Here is a 17,789-nt window from a genome sequence, read left to right on the forward strand (position 1 = left end):
GTGTTCCCGCTCGCGGGATTCGGCGATGGTGCACGCCAGCGCGGCCAGCACCACCCCGGCCACGGTCAGTCCCACGAACACCGATTCCCACGACCACCGCGCCAGCAGCAGTCCCGAGCCGAGGATCCCGAGCACCGCACCGGACCCGGCGACCCCAGCCCACACCCCGACCGCGCGCCCGCGATGCGCTTCGGGCAGCCCCGCGGTCAGGATCGACAGGGTCGAGGGCATCACCAGTGCCGCGCCCGCGCCCGCCGCCGCGCGGGCCGCGATCAGCCACACCGGCCCCGACATGAGCAGCGGCAGCGCCGAGGCCACGGAGAACACCGCCAGGCCCGCGATCAGCACGACGCGGCGCCCGTAGCGGTCACCCACCGCGCCGGCGGGCAGGACCAGGCACGCCAGGATCAGGGTGTAGCCGTCGACGATCCAGGTCAGCTGCGATTGGGTCGCCCCGGTCGCGACCGCGATCAGCGGCAACGCCGAATACAGTGCAGCCATCGCCGCGACGACCAGCGCCACCGCCAGGCACGACACCGTCAGCATCCACCATTCGGCCCGCGCCAGCACACTGTGACCGTCAGTCGTTTCCGGTGCGTTCACCGGCACCTCCCACCCGACGAAACCATCGGTATCGCTTCGCTACCATGAGTATCACAGGCGAGAGTGGTTGCGATAGAGTCGAAATCGGACACATTCACCGCCGCCCGTTTCCTTGGAGGTCTTCCCGACCATGACCACCCGCGACCAGGCCGACACCCGCACCGGACCCGCCGCGCCCCACTCCGCCACCGGCGAGCAGGACGCGGATCTCGATCAGGCCGATCCGCGGTTGGCGCGCTCGCGGGCACGGTTGCTCGACGCGGCCACCCATCTGCTGGCCACCGGCGGTATCGACGCGGTCACCATCGACGCGGTCACCCGCACCTCGAAAGTCGCGCGCACCACCCTCTACCGGCACTTCGGCAGCAGCACCCACCTGCTCGCGGCCACCTTCGAACGCCTACTCCCACGCGTGGACACCCCACCCGACGACGGGCCCGTGCGCGAGCAGTTGATCGCGTTGCTCACCGCCCAAGCCGACCTGATCGAGAACGCTCCCCTCCAGCTGACCACCCTGTCCTGGCTGGCCATGGGATCCATTACCCCCGACCCCGGCGCACCCCCTGACTCGGGCGCGGTCACCTCCCTGCGCGCCCAGGTCATCCGCCGCTACCGCGAACCGTTCGACCACATCCTCACCAGCCCTGAGGCCCGCGCCCACCTCGGCGACCTCGACACCACCTTCGTCATCATCCAGCTGCTGGGCCCGATCGTCTTCGCTCGCCTCACCGGGCTGCACAGCATCGACCACCACGACTGCGCACGCCTGGTCGACGATTTCCTCACCGCCCACCACAACCACAACACCCGCAAGTAAAACCGACAAAAGCCCGCACGTACGGAGGTCGGGTCAACGGCTCTGGCTCAATTCGGGTGTGAGGGATACCAGAGCCGTTGATCGAACACTCCTGGACGAGGCCGCTGCTGCGTCGTCGTGTCCCGTGTCAAGTAGTTGGCAGGTTTTCGGTCTCGGGGAAAGTTGGGGATCCGAGGGCCGACCAGGCCAGGGTGGATCTGGATCGGCCGGTTCCAAGCGATGGCTTCGTGCGGCCGGACGGTGTTGTGCTCGACCCGGTAGGCGTCAGCGTGCTTCACCACGGCCAAGACGTCATCGATCTCCTCGAGGAACAGTCGCTCGTACTTCAGCGACCCGAAACCGCGTTCGCGCGAGCCGTTCTGGCCCGGCGACCTGACTCGGGTACCGACGTGGCGCAGTTCGGGGTGTGCGGTGACGAACGCCTCGAAGCGGAACGACCGGAACGGGCCGCCGTTGTAGGTCACGATCGTCGCCGCGGGCTCGAGACCACGGCCGGGCTCGCGTGGGCACGTTTCGGCCAGCGGGTGGTCGTACGACTGCTCGTAGTCGGCCAAAGCGCGCTCGATCGCGGTGATCGCGTTCGTGCTGGTTCGCCGTCGGCGACACATGCCAGGGATGCTCGTATTTGCTCCAGTAGTCCCGGCAATCCGCGATACGCCACGTCCCGCCAGCGGTGGTCTCGAACTCACTGAAGTCCAAACGCTACACCTGATTCGGGCCGGTGGGCTCGGCGGCGAACGCAGCCTTGCGGCTGGCGGCAGCAGACCCTCGTCTCGCAGGCACCGCAGCACGGTCGCCTGCGACACCGGGTGCCCGTCGCAACGGCACATCGCCCACACCTTGCGATGGTCGAACCGGACCGCCGCCAGCACTGCAGGTGGGAATTTTCGCAGGTACCAGCAGGAAGTATCCAGGGCCGCCAAGTGGCCGTGATCGCGCGGCAGTCGAGGTTTGGCCTGCGAGGTTCTCGGCTGACTCAGCGTGGGGTATGTCGCACCACCCGGTCTGCGTTCGCGGCGTGACTGAAGAGAGGCTTGATCACGTCCTTTGTGCGGTCGGTCAGCGTGACGAAACTGCGTTCATCGATCCGACCGACGTCGCCGGTGCGCAACCAACCGTCCTGAAACTTCTCCCCGTCATCCTCTTCGCCGATGTACGAGCCGGTGATCCAAGGTCCGCGCACCTGCAGCTCGCCGACGGCTTCGCCGTCGTGCGGGAGCTCATTGCCCGCGTCGCCGACGATCCTCAATTCCACACCTGGAACCGGACGGCCTTGAGTGGCTCGCAGGCGCCACCGCTCCTGCGTGTCGAGCGATGCCGGCGGACGCGCGACGGTGGCCAGCGGCGAGGTCTCGGTCATTCCCCACGCCTGGACAACCTGTACGCCGTACTTCTCCTCGAAGATCTCCATCAGGTGAACGGGCACGGCGGAGCCACCGCAGGCAACCAGGCCGAGAGAGGAGATGTCGTAGCTGGGGTTGGCCTCCACGAAGTTCAGCACGTCGTTCCAGATCGTCGGGACCGCGCCTGCGACGGTTGGCTTCTGGGCATCGATGAGCCGTACCAGCGGCTCGGCCTGCAGGAACCGGTCAGGCATGAGAAGGTCGGCACCTGCCATGAGGGCGGCATAGACCAGTCCCCAGGCGTTGGCATGGAACATCGGCACAATAGCGAGGATCCGGTCATCGCAGCCGACTCGCAGTCCGTCGGCGGCGCAGGCCGCCATCGAATGCAGGTAGGTCGACCGGTGGCTGTAGGCGACGCCTTTGGGGGTCCCGGTGGTACCGGAGGTGTAACACATGGCGGCTGCTGACTGCTCATCGAGGTCAGGCCAGTCGAACGTCTCGGGCTGAGCGGAGATGAACTCCTCGTAACCCACGACTGTGAGCCCGTCACGGTGCAGCGGGGTGAGGTCCACCCCCCCCGGTCACGACGACGGTGTGCACACTGGTGATGTGCGGCAGCACGGGGGCCAGCAGCGGGACCAGGCTTCCGTCGAGAATCACGACCCGGTCCTCGGCGTGGTTGCCTATGTAGACGAGTTGATCTGAGGCGAGGCGTAGATTGAGAGTGTGCAGTACCGCGCCCATCGAGGGCACCGCACAGTAGGCTTCCACATGTTCCTGGTTGTTCCACATAAAGGTTGCGACGCGCTCATCGCCTGTGATCCCGCAACCGCGCAACGCGTTGGCCAACTGGGCGGACCGCCGTCCGATCTCGGCGAACGAGGCGACCTTCACGCTCCCGTCGGGCTGCAAGGTCCGCACGGTTGCCGAGCCATGCACACTCGAGCCGTGGCGCAGAATCGCCGCAGTTGTCAACGGGACGTTCATCATCGTGCTCTGCATAGCATTCCTTGTTGAGAGAGTTGCCTTCGAACACAGCGATCCGGAGACCGAGCGTCCGGGGAAAAGTGGGGCTGTCAGCGATCTGCAGCCATAAGCGAGCTTGAAGCAGACTCCAGGGACTCGACCAGGTCCAACTCCAGCTCTGGCAGCCGGCTAGCCGCCAAAGACATCCCGGCCGCGCGCGCTCGCACATCAACGTCGCGCCGGATACCGGCACGTGCAGTCTCGGTCCATGCCTGCGCACAACGGCTGGCGGAGACGGCGAGTTGAGCGGTGGCGAAGTCGCCGGTCAGGCGTGCGACATCCGCGCAGCCATCGGCGAGCAATCGGCGGAACAGCCCGCCGCCGGTACCTGCCTTCTCGATAAAAGCGCTCAGGCTGAACAGGAGGATCTCGAGGTCGTCTATCGGAAGATCGGCCCAGGTCCGAACGTCGGCCGCCAGCTGTACGACCGCAGCTAGGCCCTCGGCCCCGGCCGCCGCTGTCGTGAGATCGACGATCCCGGGCTGCGACGGGCGGCGCATACTGGCCGCGGACTGGCGAAATGCCTCTGCCGCTACTTCCGCCACGTCTGGCAGCGCGTCCGGCCAGATGATGCGGTAGGTGCAGTGGCGCGTCGGTTCCGGGAAAGACTTCGAGGACCGCGCCCGAGCCAGCGCATCGAGCGGGACCTCCTGCACCTCGGCGCGGTCATTGTCCACGACAAAAGCGATCCCCTCGGCCTCGTCGTGACCGATCACGACGATATCGTGGCGACTCATCCGCAACTGGACCCGCAGGTACGGCAACTCACCGATGTCGCCCCACACCAGACTGGGTCTGCCTGCTTCGATCTCGTCGAGAACCCATGACCATCCCTCGCGAGGATCGTCGGTCGTGAGAACGTGGACCTGTCCGCCGAGTCGGCGGGGTAGATCGACTTCGAAGTCGGCACCTCGTCCCACCAGGTACAGCGGTGGGACGAGGTCGCTCGACCGGAGGTAGGATAGCCCCACCGCGCCACCGAGCGCGAACACCAGACCTTCGTCGGGCGGTCCATCCCACCCCAGACCATGCCAGTGCAGAAGATCGCGCATCGCGCCAGAGCCGCAATGCCCCGCCATCCGATGCGGGTAGTCCTTGATCAGGGTTCTGCGGGGCATAGGAGTTCCTCTTCGGTGGATCGGCGCACGACGGGGTTCGAAGACTGGATCAGTTGCTCCGGATTCTGTCCAGGTAGGCCTGGCGTATCCTCATGTCGACGTCGTCGAGGAACACCGAGTCCGTGCCCAGGGCCGATCCGAGCCAGGTAGCCAACCGACCGGGGACGAACTTCATCGCGGCGACCATGCCGCCGGCGAGGCGGGTGACACGCACGAAAGAACGCGGATTCTCGATCAGATCGGCTGTCGCTCGAGCGATCTCCTCGGGCTCGGCGTTGCGCAGTCCTTTGGCCCCAGCCGTCCCAGCGACGAGCTCGGTGTTGGTGAACGTAGGCCGGACCGTGGACAGCTGGACCCCGGACTTGCGGTATTCCTGTCGTGCTGCCTCAGTGAACCCGATGACCGCGAACTTGGTGCCGCAATAGGTCGCCAGACCGGGTACGGCGAGCTCACCGGCCAGTGATGCGGTGTTGATGATGTGCCCGGCACGCCGCGGCAGCATCCGTTGGAGGGCGAGTTTGGTCCCGAAGATGACTCCCAGGACGTTGATCTCGACCTGCCGCCGGGTCACCGCGTCGGCTTCCTCGTGGGCGTGCCCGGTGGGCATGATGCCCGCGTTGTTGATCAGCACGTCGAGGGGGCCGAGGCCCCCCTCGACCAGGTCGAGAAATTCGCGGAACGAGTCGGGATCGGTGACATCGAGGCGGGTGACGACCTTCACCCCGAGCTCGACGGCGGCCTCTTTGGCACGTGCCTCGTCGACGTCGCCGATGGCGACGCGGTGGCCTCGTCGGATCAGCTCCTTCGCGGTCTGGTAGCCGATGCCGCGGGCTCCGCCGGTGATCGCCACAGTCTTGGCGGCAGTGTGGGGGATGTGCGTCGTCACTTGCTGTTCTCCTTGTTCAGGCCGAGGCGTTGCCACAGGCCGCGGCCGGCTGCCGCGCGCAATACTCTTTCGGCGATGGCCGCACGCCGGGAGGTGTACGGGTACCACGTGAGTTCTCGTGCCGGGACAGGAATCCGCGGCTCGGTCACCGCCTGGACCCGGCAGTACTTGTGCAGCCCGTAGGCACCGCCGAGCCGCGCACCGATACCCGATGCCTTCCATCCACTGTGCGGCAGTGTGGTGGCGAAGAGGTTGCTGAAGACGTCGTTGATGTTGACCGCACCCGCGTCCAGGCGTTTCGCAATGCGCTGTGCCCGAGCGTGGTCGCGGGTCCACACCGTCGCAGACAGGCCGTACGCCGAGTCGTTGGCCAGACGGATGGCCTCGTCTTCATCCGCGACCAGCATCACCGGGATCGTGGGGCCGAAGGTCTCCTCGGTCATGCAAGCCATCGTGTGGTCGACACCGACCAGGACGGTCGGAGCGTAGTAGTTCCCGACCGCACTCCGGGTTCCGCCGGCCAGGACCCGCGCACCCGCCGCCACCGCCTGGCTGACGTGGCGATCGGCGATCTCGACCTGCCTCGCAGTGACCATCGCACCCACGTCGTCACCTGTCGCCGCACCCTGGGCCAGGGAGCGCACCCTCTGCGTCAGCCGGGCCACGAACTCGTCGTAGATCTCAGCTACCACGTATACCCGCTCGACGGAGATGCAGACCTGCCCTGCGTTGAACAGACCGCCCCACGCGATCCCCTCCACCGCACGAGCAAGGTCGGCGTCCTCCAGCACTATCGCCGGATCCTTACCGCCCAGCTCCAGGCTCACCGGCTTCAGGTGCTCGGCGCAGCGGATCGCGACCGCACGCCCGGTGGCTGTCGAGCCGGTGAACTGCACGAAGTCAGCGGCGTCCACCACCGACGCACCCGCTTCGCCGGCACCCACAACATGGGCCAAGACCGGAGGGGCGCCGATCTCGTGCCAGCCCTCGACGACCCGCGCACACGTCAGTGGCGTCTCCTCCGAGGACTTCGCCAGGACCGCGCATCCGGCAGCCAACGCGGGCGCTGCATCCATGAGGAAGAGGGTGATCGGGAAGTTCCAGGGCGTGATGAGCCCGACAACCGGATATGGGTGGTAGGTCTTGGACAGCCGCTTCGGCAGACTCAACAGACTCGAGGACCTGACCTGCTCGCCAGCGAGAAACCTCTCGGCGTTGTCAGCGTAGTAGGTGATGAATTCGCACGACGCGGTCGTCTCCACGAGGGCATCTGGGCGCACCTTGCCCGTTTCGGCTTGCAGCAGATCGGTGAGCTCGTCGGTGTGAGCCAGGATCCAGTCCCGCCAGCGATGCAACCATCTGGCGCGTTGCCGCGGGCCAGCCTCGACCCACCCGACCTGGGCGCAGCGGAGGTCAGCCGCGACACCGTTCACGGTCTCGCGATCATCCACAGGGACGGTTGCGATCAGCCGGCCATCGGCTGGGTTGCACACGTCCAAGGCGTCCGCTGCGGTCGCCGTGCTCATCGGTCCTCCAGGGGTGAGTGGAACCCACCGGAGATCCCGTCGGGCTGGGTGCGGCTGGTGGGTGTGTCGGTGAAAGCGTCAGCGATCACGTCAGCGCGCTTGAACATCAACGGTCCATAGGTATGCCGAAGCTCGGTCAGGATCGCGTTCAAAGGCAGATCGTCGAAGATGCCGCGCTCGCGGACGTACTCCATATGCTGGGCTCCGTCGGCGGTGAAGGCGTGCAGGAGTGCGTCGCGATCACCGTCGAAATCCACCGGCGGCACACCGAAACGCGCACACAACTCGGTGTTGAACGCAGGCGTCGCCTTCAACCACCGGCCGTCGATGTAGAGACGGCTGTAGCCGTGATAGACGAACAGGTCTGTGCCGCCCATGAGCGCTCGCAGCGCTTCGGTCTGCAGGTGATTGCGGACGTCAGCGAAACCCAGCAGCGCCGGAATCCCTGCCGCTCGGCACACCGCGGTCAAGAGCACCGCCTTCGGGACGCAATAGGCGCGCCCGGACTCGAGGACGAAGCTGGCTCGATAGTGGGCGGGATTGTCCGACACCGTGTAGGGGTCGTACCAGATCTGGTCACGGACGGCGGTGAAGAGGCGATTGGCCTTGTCCCGGTCGGTGCTCGCATCCCCAACCGCGGCGGCGGTGAATGCCCGGACGGACTCGTGCTCGATGTCGAGGAAGTCGGTCGCCCCCAAGAACGCCACCGGTGCCGGATTCATCTGCGCTCCAGGGTGATCGGCAACCCGTCGACAGGAATGGGGAGCGAGGTGTTGTCCCATCTCACTTCATACTGGTCGGGGACCGACCAGGTGTAAGTGCGCAGCATGTGGTGCAGGATCGCCTTGACCTCGAGGGTGCCGAAGTGCAGACCAATGCACTTGTGCACTCCTCCGCCGAAGGGGATCCACCCGAAACGGTGATTCTGGTCCTCATGGCGCGGCTCGCTGAAACGGTCGGGGTCGAAGGTGTCGGGCTCGGTCCAGCACGACTCGTCGAAGTGGTTCACCGCAGGAGCCACGGCCACCAGGGTGTCCGCCGGGATGTGGCGTCCGGCAATCTCCACGTTCTCGATCGTCTTGCGCATCACGATCGGCACGGGCGCCACGAGGCGCAGCGTCTCCTTGATCACCAGGTCGAGAGTCGCCATCGAGTCCAGGTCGTCGATGTCGGGGCGGCGTTCACCGAGTCGGTCGGACTCGGCCCGAGCCCGTTCCTGCCAGGCTGGGTGCTTGGCGAGGAAGTAGGCGGCAGCGGTGGTGGTGATGGTCGAGGTATCGTGGGCCGCCATCATCAAGAAGATCATGTGGTTGACGACGTCCTCATCAGTGAACGCCTCACCGTCGGCCGTGCGCGCATGGCACAGCCCCGCAAAGAGGTCGTCTCCCTGGGCACTTCGAGCCGTCGGCAGATGCCGGGTGAAGTAGTCCTCCAGGAGCGTGCGCCCATGGACTCCGGCGCGCCACCGAGTCCCCGGCAGCGGGAAACGGATGATCGAGCTGGCTGCGCGCACGGTGGCCACGAAGGCGTCGTTGATGGCGTCAGTGTCCTCGCTCCCTCCCCGACCTGCCATGAAGACCTCCGTTGCGACGTCGAGAGTCAGGGCCTTCAACAGTGGGTAGATGCGCGTGGACCGGCCCGCTGTCCACCTGCGGATGCTGGTCTCCAGCGTCGGGCCGAGCTGGTCGACGTAGCCGGCGAGCCGGTCGCGGGTGAACGCCTCCTGCATGATCCGCCGATGCATCCTGTGCTCGTCGAAGCTCATCAGCATCAGGCCCCGGTGAAAGAAAGCATCGATGAGATAGGTCCACCCGTCCTGGGAGAACGACTTCGCCTTGGTCGTCAGCGCCTCCTGTGTGGCATCCGCGCCCGCCACCATCACGATTCTCGTGCCGAAGGCGCCCATCCACCAGACCGGTCCGAAGCGTTGGTACCTGGCCCGGGTGAAGTTGGAGCCGAACCTGATGTAGTCCAGGGTGTGACCGAGCAGAGGCATGCCCGCGGTCCCTCGGACGGGCTCGAGCCCCGACCCCGCCGGGGGCGGGGCGAGCTCACGAACAGGCCACTGGTCGCTGACCCCTAGCAGGGTCGCGTCGGCCCGACTCGGCAATGGTGCCAGGAATACCGACGAGAGCCGCTCACGACCCTTCGCCAGCGGGAGCTGGATGATGTTCGTCACTGACGTTCCTTTCCGAAATGTGGGCCCGTACTCGCTGTTGTCGTACCATCGCCGCCAAGGGACCGATCACCTCAGACAGAGCCTGCGAGCACCAGTTCGGTCCGGCCAATGGGGAGTCGCTGCGTGATGACCCGCTTGCTGAACATGAAGTGACGGGGCCGGTTGATGCAGTCGGCGGCGATGAGCTCGCCCGCACGCAGGTAGAAGCAGGTGAAGTCGCGGTCCCGGGTCGGGTCGCCGCTGAGGACGACTTCGTCGTACCCGGTGTTGAGACCGGCGATCTGGAGCTTGAGATCGTATTGATCCGACCAGAACCATGGAAGCGCCGCGATCATCTTGGACTTGCCGCAGACGGTCGCGGCCGCCACCTTGGCCTGCTCACCCGCACTCGGCACGGACTCCAGGCGTATGCGACGGCCGTAACGGGCCATGTCATGGCTGGCGCAGTCCCCAGCCGCCACGATGTCGGGGTCGCTGGTCCGGGTCTGGTCGTCGATCACGACGCCGTTGTCGACGACCAGACCCGCGGCGGCGGCGAGCTCGGTGTTCGGCTCAACGCCGATACCGACAATGACGAGGTCGGTGGGAATTGATTCGCCACTGGACAGGAACACCTCGCGGACCCTGCCGTCACCTGATAGAGCTTCGACCAGCGCGCCCGTCCGGATGTTCACGCCCTCCTCCCGGTGGATCCGGTCGAAGAACGCCGATACAGCGGGGGCGGTGACCCGTTCGAGGACGCGCTCGGTCGCCTCGAGTACAGTGACCTCCAGACCGAGCGCACGCAATGAGGCGGCCGTCTCCAGTCCGATGTAGCCGCCGCCGATGATCACAGCCCGACACCCGGGGCTGGTGGCCTCTCGGATCATCTCGACGTCCGCAGCGGTGCGTAGGTAGTAGACGCCGACCAGGTCGGCCCCCGGGATGGAAAGCCGTCGAGGGCGGGCCCCAGTGCACAGCGCGAGCTTGTCGTAGGGCAGCGCGTCGCCGGTGCTCAACACGAGATGACCAGCCGAGCGGTCGATCGCCTCCACCTTCGCATTCAGGAGTTGGATCCCCTGCTCGGTGTAGAATTTGGCGCTGCGGATCGCGAGTTCGTCGAGCGTGCTCTTCCCCGCCAGGTAACCCTTCGACAGCGGCGGGCGTTGATAGGGCAGCGCCGACTCCTCGCCGATGAGGACGATCTCACCGGTCCACCCTTCCTGGCGCAGACTGGCCGCGAGTTGGGCCCCGGCATGGCCGGCCCCGACGATGAGGGCCCGCTGCGAGGTCATGCGCTGGATTTCGGGGTGAGGCGGACCATCATCTTGCTGATGCCCCTCACGAAATTGGACTGCACGTACTCTGGCTCGCCGACGACCTCGATATTGTCGAAACGGGGAAGCAACTCCTCCCACAGGATCCGCAGCTGGAGCTCGGCCAGCCGGTTGCCCATACAACGATGGACGCCGAAGCCGAAGGAGATGTGGTTGCGGGCGTTGGCCCGGTCGATGATGAACTCATCGGGCCGTTCGAACACGCGCTCGTCGCGGTTGCCCGAGGCGTACCACATCACTACTTTGTCGCCCTTGCGGATGAACTGCCCGTTCAGAATGGTGTCGGCCTTGGCGACCCGGCGCATATAAGCCAGCGGGGTTTGCCACCGGATGATCTCCGAGCCCATGTTGGGGATCAGGTCGGGGTTTGCCTTCAGCTTCTCGAACTGATCGGGGAAGCGGTTCAGCGCAAGAACACCGCCGCTCATCGAGTTGCGGGTCGTGTCGTTGCCTCCGACGATCAGCAGCACGAGGTTGCCCAAGAATTCCATCGGGCGGTCGATCAGGTCCTTGGTGTTCTCGTTGCTCTGCAACATGGTGATCAGATCGAAGCCGGGTTCCTCCCCGGCAGCCATCCGCGCTGCCTTGTCGTGCCAGAGAGCGCTGAGACCTCGCGCCATGTCGCGCATGCCGGGGAACACCTCGTCGTTGTCCGAGGGCCCGCCGTTGGCTTGCTCCAGCGACGTCGCGAGATCTGACCAGTAGACGAGCTTGCGACGCTGCTCGTACGGGAAGTCCAGAAGGGTGGCAAGCATCCGAGCGGTCAACTCGATCGAGACGTTCTGCACCCAGTCGAACGGCTGATCCACGGGCAGGTCGTCCAGCACCTCCTGCACACGCGATCGAATCAGCCCCTCCATCTCACGCAGGTTCTTCGGCGCAACAACGCCTTGGACAGCGGCCCGCTGCGCGTCGTGGCGTGGCGGATCCATCGCGATGAACATCGCGATATCAAGGAAACGAGGCGGGGCCCCGATGACAATGAACGGCTCGGCGGAGAAGAGCTCGTGGTTCTTGTCCACGGCCACGATGTCGGCATGCCGCGTGACAGACCAGAACGGACCGAACGCACTGTTGGGCTGGTAGTGGACCGGCGCCTCGTTGCGCAAGCGCTCGAAGTAGGACTGCCAGCGCCCCTGGCGATAGAGAAAAGGGTTGCTGAGGTCGATGTCGGCGAGCTCGACGTCCTCGACCGGCGGGATAGGACTCTCGACGAAGAGCTTCTCTCCGTTCGTCCCGGTCACCCATCGCCGGGTCTTGTCATACAGATGCGCGCCCTGGATCTGCAGATCCATCGGGATGGTCGACTGAACCTTGGCGGTGATTGCTTCAGGAATCTTCATCAGGTCTTAACCGTTTCTCGCCGTCACATCTGGAATTCGGGTAGTTCGACGATCAAGCCGTCCCACGCCGCCGACGCCGCCATCTGGCAGGACAGCCGGGAGGTCGGCTGGCGCTCGGGGTTCATCGCGAGCATCTCCTCCTCCTCGGGACCCGAGAGGCCGACCTGCTCGGACCATTGCGGATCGACGATCACATGACAGGTACCGCACGCGGCTTCGCCTCCGCAGTCGCCGTCGATGCCGGGCACCGCGTTGTTGGTCGCGACCTGCATCAGCGACTGCCCTTCCTCGATGGGCGCCTCGTGCTTCTGGCCATCGTGGGAGACAAAGGTGACAACTGCCATAGCCAACTCCTGGATACGTCGTCCTCAATGTGAACTTGGTCAAAGTGTTGTCGAAGACGAGCGCGGCGGCTATGTTCGGCAGAGTCAGAAACTTGTGAATTCGGCTCAAAGGGGACCAGGGTGAACCTCAACGACGAGGGTGTGCCTCCACTCATGTTCGCGCAATTGCTCGAGAGCCAAGCACTCGACTCAGACGCTGTCGCGCGGCTTCGCAACATCATGGCTCGCGAAGGAATCGACGAGACGACGTTGATCCAGCGGAACATCCAGGCCCCGATACGGTGGTTTCGCGAGGTGTACCCCGCACTCGATGTCGACCAGGCAACTACGCTCGGCTTCGCGTTCGCCGAGCAGGCTCAGTTGACGTCCTTTGGCCCGTTGAGCTTTCCTCTGGTCAGTGCAGGTTCGGTAGCCGAGATCGTCGAGCTGCTCACCTATCTGCCTTTGATCTCGACGGCCCTCAGCCCACAGTTCCACCCAAGAGACGAGGGGCTTACTGTGGGGCTCAGCGCACATACAGGCGATCCGGCCCTGAACTGCCTGGTCGTCGCGTACAGCGGGTCGGCGCTCCTGCGCCTGCTTGACATGCTCGCTGGCGATGTGCCGACCGTCACCCTCCATCTGAGCTGGTCGGCGCCGAACTTTCTGGCCAATCATGAGGACGCCCTAGCTGGGCGCCTGTACTTCGACGCTCCGACGTCATTCCTTCGTGTCCCCGCGGATACCCTCAACGAGGTATGTAGGTTCTCCGATCCCGTCGCCTATCGCCTCGCCATCGTTGATCTGCAGCAAACCCTCGAACAGCGAAGCAGAACCACGTCTTTCTCGGAGAAGGTGCGACGGCTCCTGGAGGAGGATCCCGGCAAACGAAGTAACGACTGGGTCGCACACGAGCTCTCGATATCCCGTAGCACACTCAAGCGGCGCCTGTCCGAGGAGGGGACCACCTTTCGCGAGTTGCGCGAATCATTCCTGCGTGATCGTGCGATGCTGCGGCTGCTCGACCGATCGATGTCGGTGAGTGAGATCGCTGCGGATCTCGGATACAGCGACCTCGCCAACTTCTCTCACGCCTTCAAGCGGTGGACTGGTCGCTCTCCACGCGAATTTCGGCACGAATAACCTACCCGTCCCGCCGCTGGTATAAAAAAGGCTGCGCGAAGTGGTGGACTTCGGATCAGCCTCGAACATGCACAGTGATCAGCGAGTCATATTGAGAGCATGTCTCATGTGGAGAGCTTCTTGAAGCAGGTGAGCGCCGCGGCGAGTTGCAGGAAGCCGGTGAAGTGCTCGGCGTGGCGTTCGTAGCGGATTGTGAGCCTGCGGTAGCCGGTGAGCCAGGCGAGGGTGCGTTCGATCTTCCATCGGTGCCGGCCGAGGCGGTCGTTGCGTTCGATGCCGCGACGAGCGATCCGCGGGACGATCCGGCGCTCCCGCAACCAGCAACGGTGAGCGGCGGAGTCGTAACCTTTGTCGGCGCGCAGGCGACCCGGTTTGCGTCGTCGCGGCCCACGACGGGACCTGACCGCGGGAATGGCCTCGACCAGCGGCCGCAGCATGGTGCTGTCGTGGGTGTTCGCTGCAGAGACGCCGACAACCAGCGGAATTCCCTCGGCCTCGGACAGGACGTGGATCTTCGATCCTTTCTTGCCGCGATCGACCGGGCTGGGCCCGGTCAAAGATCCCCCCTTTTCGCCCGGACACTCGCGGCGTCCAGGATCGCTGCCGACCAGTCCAGCTCACCCGAGCCGCCGAGTCGATCGAGCACCTCGCGGTGCAGTTTCTCGAACACCCCCGCGCGTACCCAGGCCGTGAAGCGGCGATGCGCGGTCGGGACGCTGACCCCGAACGACGGCGGCAGGTGCCGCCAGGCGCAGCCGCTGGTCAATACGAACACGATTGCGGTGAACACCGCCCGGTCGTCGACCGGCGCACTGCCACCACCCTGCGGTCGGGGGGCGAAGGCCGGAATCAGCGGTTCGGCGATCTCCCACAACGCATCCGGCACCAACCGGATAGACAACTCGTCAACCACGAACTACATCATGCATCACAACCCACTTCATCCACGTGAGACACGCTCTGAATACTAGCTTGCCCGACCGCGGCGCCCAACTATCGGCTGTCCGCCAGATGTCGGCGCATGTTCGGCCCGTCCAGGGCGATGATCTCGGCGCCGGCGACGATCCGGTTGAGGATCGATTCGGCGATGACCGCGTCCTGGAGCGACTTGTACCAGTCCGGCGGATCGAACTGCGAGGTCACCAGAGTCGAACCTCGACCTTCACGAGCGGCCAGGATGTTGAGCAACTCGGCCGCGGTGTGCGCAGCCACCGGCGTCGTCAGGAAGTCATCCAGGACCAGCAGGTCACAGTTGTGCAGATCCGTCAGGAAATCCAACCGCCGCTGCGAGGTCGGTTCCAACACGGCGAGCCGGTTGGCCAGATCGTCGAGCCGGAAGAACCTCGCGCTGTAGTACTTTCGGCACGCGGCATTGAGCAGTGCCAGAGCCACATAGGTCTTGCCCACGCTGGACTGACCGAGCACGACAAGATTGCGGGTCGACTCGATCCATTGACAGCTGGAAAGCCGTGCGATTAGCTCCCGATTGAGGTTGCGGTCAGCCAGATAACGGATCTCTTCTACGCAGGCATCAGGGTTTGGCGTTCTGGAGGCCTTGAGTAGTTTCTGGGTCCGACGTTCCTGTCTGGCCGTGATCTCCTTATCCAGCGCGTGGAAGATCTTCTGGGAGAAGGTCCACTCGTCGCAGGCGGGATCGTTGGCCAGCTCGATGACGGTCTGCCCGAACGCGGTCATACGCAGCTGCGTGAACAACGGCATGTCCGCGTCGGTGAGGTGACGATCGATCACTTGGCCCCTCCCTCATCCGTCAAGTCGGCTCCGGTGGCTCCGGTCAAGGCAGAAAGGCTGAACTGCTCGGGCCCGGCCAGATGCGCCCCGGTGGTGTCGCGCTGTCCCGCCGGTGGCGCTACCGACGCAGCAGTCGCTGGTTCCGCCGCGGTGGTCGGTCGTGCGGCGGCCTGGGCCCGCAGCGCCGCCAGGCGTTGCTTGACCGCGGTGTAGGAGATCGCCCGTCGGGTCTGTTCGGAGACAAGTTGCCCGCAAGCCCGCTCGAGGAGTTGTTTGTCGCTCTTCCCCAGGGCGAGGATGTTCTGGCACGAGCGGTAGCCCTGGGCCTCGATGCGTTGCCGGTCGAGCAGGTCGCTGATCGCGGCCACGGTGCACGGACCGACCTTGTGGGCCTGGCGCACGAAGTACGCCCGGGACCACAGATCCGAGGATTGCAGATGCTGGGCGGGCACGTGCTCGGGGTCGGTGACGTACGAGTGCCGGCGCCCGGAGACGGCATGGGAGGCGATGACTTCTCCGTCGCACATGATTGCGAGTGTTTCGCCGGTGATCTTCACATCGACGAGCTGACCGGCGAAGGTGTGGGGCACCGAATACTTCACCGTCGCGATCTCGACGTGGTAATCCCTGTTGACCTTGGATTTCCTCCAGGTCACCGGCTGCCACCGTGCGTCGGGCAGCGCCAGCAGTTGTGGCTGCTCGTGCTCGGCGAACAACTCCCGCCGGCTGATCTTCTGTCCGCGGAACGGGATGCGGTCATTGATCTGATCGACCTGGACGTTGATGGCCTCGCCCAGGTCGTCCAGGCTGGCGAACCGGCGGTCGGCGAGTCGGCCGATCACCCAGTTCGTCACGATCTTGACCCCGGACTCGACGTGCCCCTTGTCGCGGGGCCGCACCGCTCTGGTGGGCACCGCGGCGGTGCGGTGGTACTCGAGGAAGTCCCGGTAGGCGTGGTTGACCTCGCGGGCCCTGTCCCCGCGTGTGATCTGGTTCGACGCGGTCGAGGTGTTATCGGGCACGACCACTTGCGTGACGCCGCCGAAGTACTCGAATGCCTGCACGTGGGCATCGAGCCAGTTCGCTGCCTTCTCGTCCAGGCATCCGCAGGCGAAGACCATGCCCGAGTACGGCAGCGATGCCACGAACACCGACACCCGGGTCCTGCTGCCGGTGACCGGGTCGAAGATCGCCATCGTGGTGCCGGCCCAGTCGACCTGCATCGTGTGCCCGGGTACGTGCGCGATCCGCATCGTCAGATCGTTGACCTCGACGTACTCACCGATGATCTGGCAGAACCGCTGGTAGCTGTAGTGCCGCTGCCCCGGCGCCCCTTCGGTTTCCAGGTAGTTGGCCCACAGCACCCGCAGTGGGAGCTTCTTCTTGCCTGAGCGCTTCTTCACCGCGGCGGCGACATCGAACATCACGAAATCGATTGAGGCGTTCTTTCGCCCATCGGTGAACAAGGCGTCGATCTCCTCGGCGGTCAACGCCTCGATCTGGTCCTCGGTGGTCAGCTCCCGTTCACCGCAGATCTTCTTCGCTTTGGCGATCGTGCGGTGCGAGCATCCTGCGATCGCTTCGATCTCCCGGTACGACCTGCCTTGCAGCAACTGTGACATCACCAATCGGTAATCAGTCACCCGTGCCTCCTGTTTCGGGTTCACGCGCAGCCGAATTGCCACGCGTGAACCCGAGACGAGCACATCGCCTCGGCTACCGCTACCGGATGCTCATACTCGCGCTACCCGATCGTCAGAACCGTGCTACTCGAAACGCGTTCCTAACACACGGCCGTGTTCCAGCGACGGCTGGATCCTCCGTATCCTCGCCCTGCAAGGCGCGGACCTGGGCAACCGCATGTTCAGCATCGACCTCGCCGAAGAAGCCCGGGACGGGCGCGGTCACCCGCACCTCGAAAGTCGCGCGCACCACCCTCTACCGGCACTTCGGCAGCAGCACCCACCTGCTCGCGGCCACCTTCGAACGCCTACTCCCACGCGTGGACACCCCACCCGACGACGGGCCCGTGCGCGAGCAGTTGATCGCGTTGCTCACCGCCCAAGCCGACCTGATCGAGAACGCTCCCCTCCAGCTGACCACCCTGTCCTGGCTGGCCATGGGATCCATTACCCCCGACCCCGGCGCACCCCCTGACTCGGGCGCGGTCACCTCCCTGCGCGCCCAGGTCATCCGCCGCTACCGCGAACCGTTCGACCACATCCTCACCAGCCCTGAGGCCCGCGCCCACCTCGGCGACCTCGACACCAGCTTCGCCATCATCCAACTCCTGGGCCCGATCGTCTTCGCCCGCCTGACCGGGCTGTACAGCATCGATCACGACGACTGCGCGCGCCTGGTCGACGACTTCCTCACCGCCCACCGCGGGTAGTCGGCAAAAGCCCTGCCACGCT

General features: G+C 65.3%; 16 protein-coding genes and 1 pseudogene. 3 read left to right on the plus strand and 14 right to left on the minus strand.

Annotated elements, in window-relative coordinates; all coding sequences use genetic code 11:
• A partial coding sequence (locus ABZW74_RS17965) for an MFS transporter (RefSeq protein ID WP_355278132.1) occupies positions 1-546 on the minus strand: 546 nt, incomplete at its 3' end.
• Positions 547-733: 187 nt separating this feature from the next.
• Between ABZW74_RS17965 and ABZW74_RS17970 the strand changes: the two genes are divergently transcribed.
• Positions 734-1,420, plus strand: coding sequence for a TetR/AcrR family transcriptional regulator (locus ABZW74_RS17970; RefSeq protein ID WP_008382024.1), 687 nt, complete (start codon positions 734-736; stop codon positions 1,418-1,420).
• A gap of 47 nt (positions 1,421-1,467) precedes the next feature.
• On the opposite strand, the gene ABZW74_RS17975 is transcribed toward ABZW74_RS17970, so the two are convergent.
• From ABZW74_RS17975 to ABZW74_RS18020, 10 genes and pseudogenes are all read right to left on the minus strand, one after another.
• Positions 1,468-2,028 (minus strand): integrase core domain-containing protein, encoded by a 561-nt coding sequence (locus ABZW74_RS17975; protein ID WP_003937322.1) that lies wholly within the window; start codon positions 2,026-2,028, stop codon positions 1,468-1,470.
• Between the two features lie 425 nt (positions 2,029-2,453).
• Positions 2,454-3,768, minus strand: a pseudogene (locus tag ABZW74_RS17980) (long-chain-fatty-acid--CoA ligase); the annotation flags it as partial.
• A gap of 74 nt (positions 3,769-3,842) precedes the next feature.
• Positions 3,843-4,910: a BtrH N-terminal domain-containing protein gene (locus ABZW74_RS17985; RefSeq protein WP_003937320.1), complete on the minus strand. Its 1,068-nt coding sequence runs from the start codon at positions 4,908-4,910 to the stop codon at positions 3,843-3,845.
• Between the two features lie 49 nt (positions 4,911-4,959).
• Positions 4,960-5,796, minus strand: coding sequence for an SDR family oxidoreductase (locus ABZW74_RS17990; protein WP_003937319.1), 837 nt, complete (start codon positions 5,794-5,796; stop codon positions 4,960-4,962).
• Positions 5,793-7,322, minus strand: coding sequence for an aldehyde dehydrogenase family protein (locus ABZW74_RS17995; protein ID WP_003937318.1), 1,530 nt, complete (start codon positions 7,320-7,322; stop codon positions 5,793-5,795). The genes ABZW74_RS17990 and ABZW74_RS17995 overlap by 4 nt, the downstream gene beginning before the upstream one ends.
• Positions 7,319-8,044, minus strand: coding sequence for a transglutaminase family protein (locus ABZW74_RS18000; protein WP_003937317.1), 726 nt, complete (start codon positions 8,042-8,044; stop codon positions 7,319-7,321). The genes ABZW74_RS17995 and ABZW74_RS18000 overlap by 4 nt, the downstream gene beginning before the upstream one ends.
• Complete coding sequence (locus ABZW74_RS18005; RefSeq protein WP_003937316.1) at positions 8,041-9,501, minus strand: cytochrome P450; 1,461 nt, start codon at positions 9,499-9,501, stop codon at positions 8,041-8,043. Before ABZW74_RS18005 ends, ABZW74_RS18000 begins: the two co-directional genes overlap by 4 nt.
• Positions 9,502-9,572: 71 nt before the next feature.
• Positions 9,573-10,775, minus strand: a complete 1,203-nt coding sequence (locus ABZW74_RS18010) for an FAD-dependent oxidoreductase (RefSeq protein WP_003937315.1) — start codon at positions 10,773-10,775, stop codon at positions 9,573-9,575.
• Positions 10,772-12,160 (minus strand): cytochrome P450, encoded by a 1,389-nt coding sequence (locus ABZW74_RS18015; RefSeq protein WP_003937314.1) that lies wholly within the window; start codon positions 12,158-12,160, stop codon positions 10,772-10,774. Before ABZW74_RS18015 ends, ABZW74_RS18010 begins: the two co-directional genes overlap by 4 nt.
• A gap of 23 nt (positions 12,161-12,183) precedes the next feature.
• A complete protein-coding gene (locus ABZW74_RS18020) occupies positions 12,184-12,504 on the minus strand; it encodes a 2Fe-2S iron-sulfur cluster-binding protein (RefSeq protein WP_003937313.1) in 321 nt (106 codons plus the stop codon).
• Positions 12,505-12,624: 120 nt separating this feature from the next.
• Between ABZW74_RS18020 and ABZW74_RS18025 the strand changes: the two genes are divergently transcribed.
• On the plus strand, positions 12,625-13,626 hold the full coding sequence (locus tag ABZW74_RS18025) for an AraC family transcriptional regulator (RefSeq protein WP_029540275.1): 1,002 nt from the start codon (positions 12,625-12,627) through the stop codon (positions 13,624-13,626).
• Positions 13,627-13,730: 104 nt separating this feature from the next.
• Here the strand turns inward: ABZW74_RS18025 and ABZW74_RS18030 are convergent.
• The 3 genes from ABZW74_RS18030 to istA all read right to left on the minus strand — a co-directional run bounded on the left by ABZW74_RS18030 (position 13,731) and on the right by istA (position 17,018).
• Positions 13,731-14,527, minus strand: a protein-coding gene (locus tag ABZW74_RS18030) for an IS5 family transposase (RefSeq protein ID WP_094980981.1) whose coding sequence is annotated in 2 segments (ribosomal slippage) — positions 13,731-14,197 and positions 14,197-14,527 — 798 coding nt in all. Because the reading frame shifts where the segments join, the coding sequence is not laid out codon by codon here.
• A gap of 92 nt (positions 14,528-14,619) precedes the next feature.
• A complete protein-coding gene (locus ABZW74_RS18035; RefSeq protein ID WP_003937311.1) occupies positions 14,620-15,375 on the minus strand; it encodes an ATP-binding protein in 756 nt (251 codons plus the stop codon).
• Entirely contained in the window at positions 15,372-17,018 is a 1,647-nt protein-coding gene (gene istA, locus ABZW74_RS18040) for an IS21 family transposase (RefSeq protein WP_029540274.1), read from the minus strand. Before istA ends, ABZW74_RS18035 begins: the two co-directional genes overlap by 4 nt.
• 323 nt (positions 17,019-17,341) lie before the next feature.
• Between istA and ABZW74_RS18045 the strand changes: the two genes are divergently transcribed.
• Positions 17,342-17,767: a TetR/AcrR family transcriptional regulator C-terminal ligand-binding domain-containing protein gene (locus tag ABZW74_RS18045; RefSeq protein ID WP_232512637.1), complete on the plus strand. Its 426-nt coding sequence runs from the start codon at positions 17,342-17,344 to the stop codon at positions 17,765-17,767.
• Positions 17,768-17,789: the final 22 nt, after the last annotated feature.

Origin of the sequence: Gordonia sp. NPDC003585 (assembly GCF_040610755.1) — a bacterium.
Classification (GTDB): domain Bacteria; phylum Actinomycetota; class Actinomycetes; order Mycobacteriales; family Mycobacteriaceae; genus Gordonia.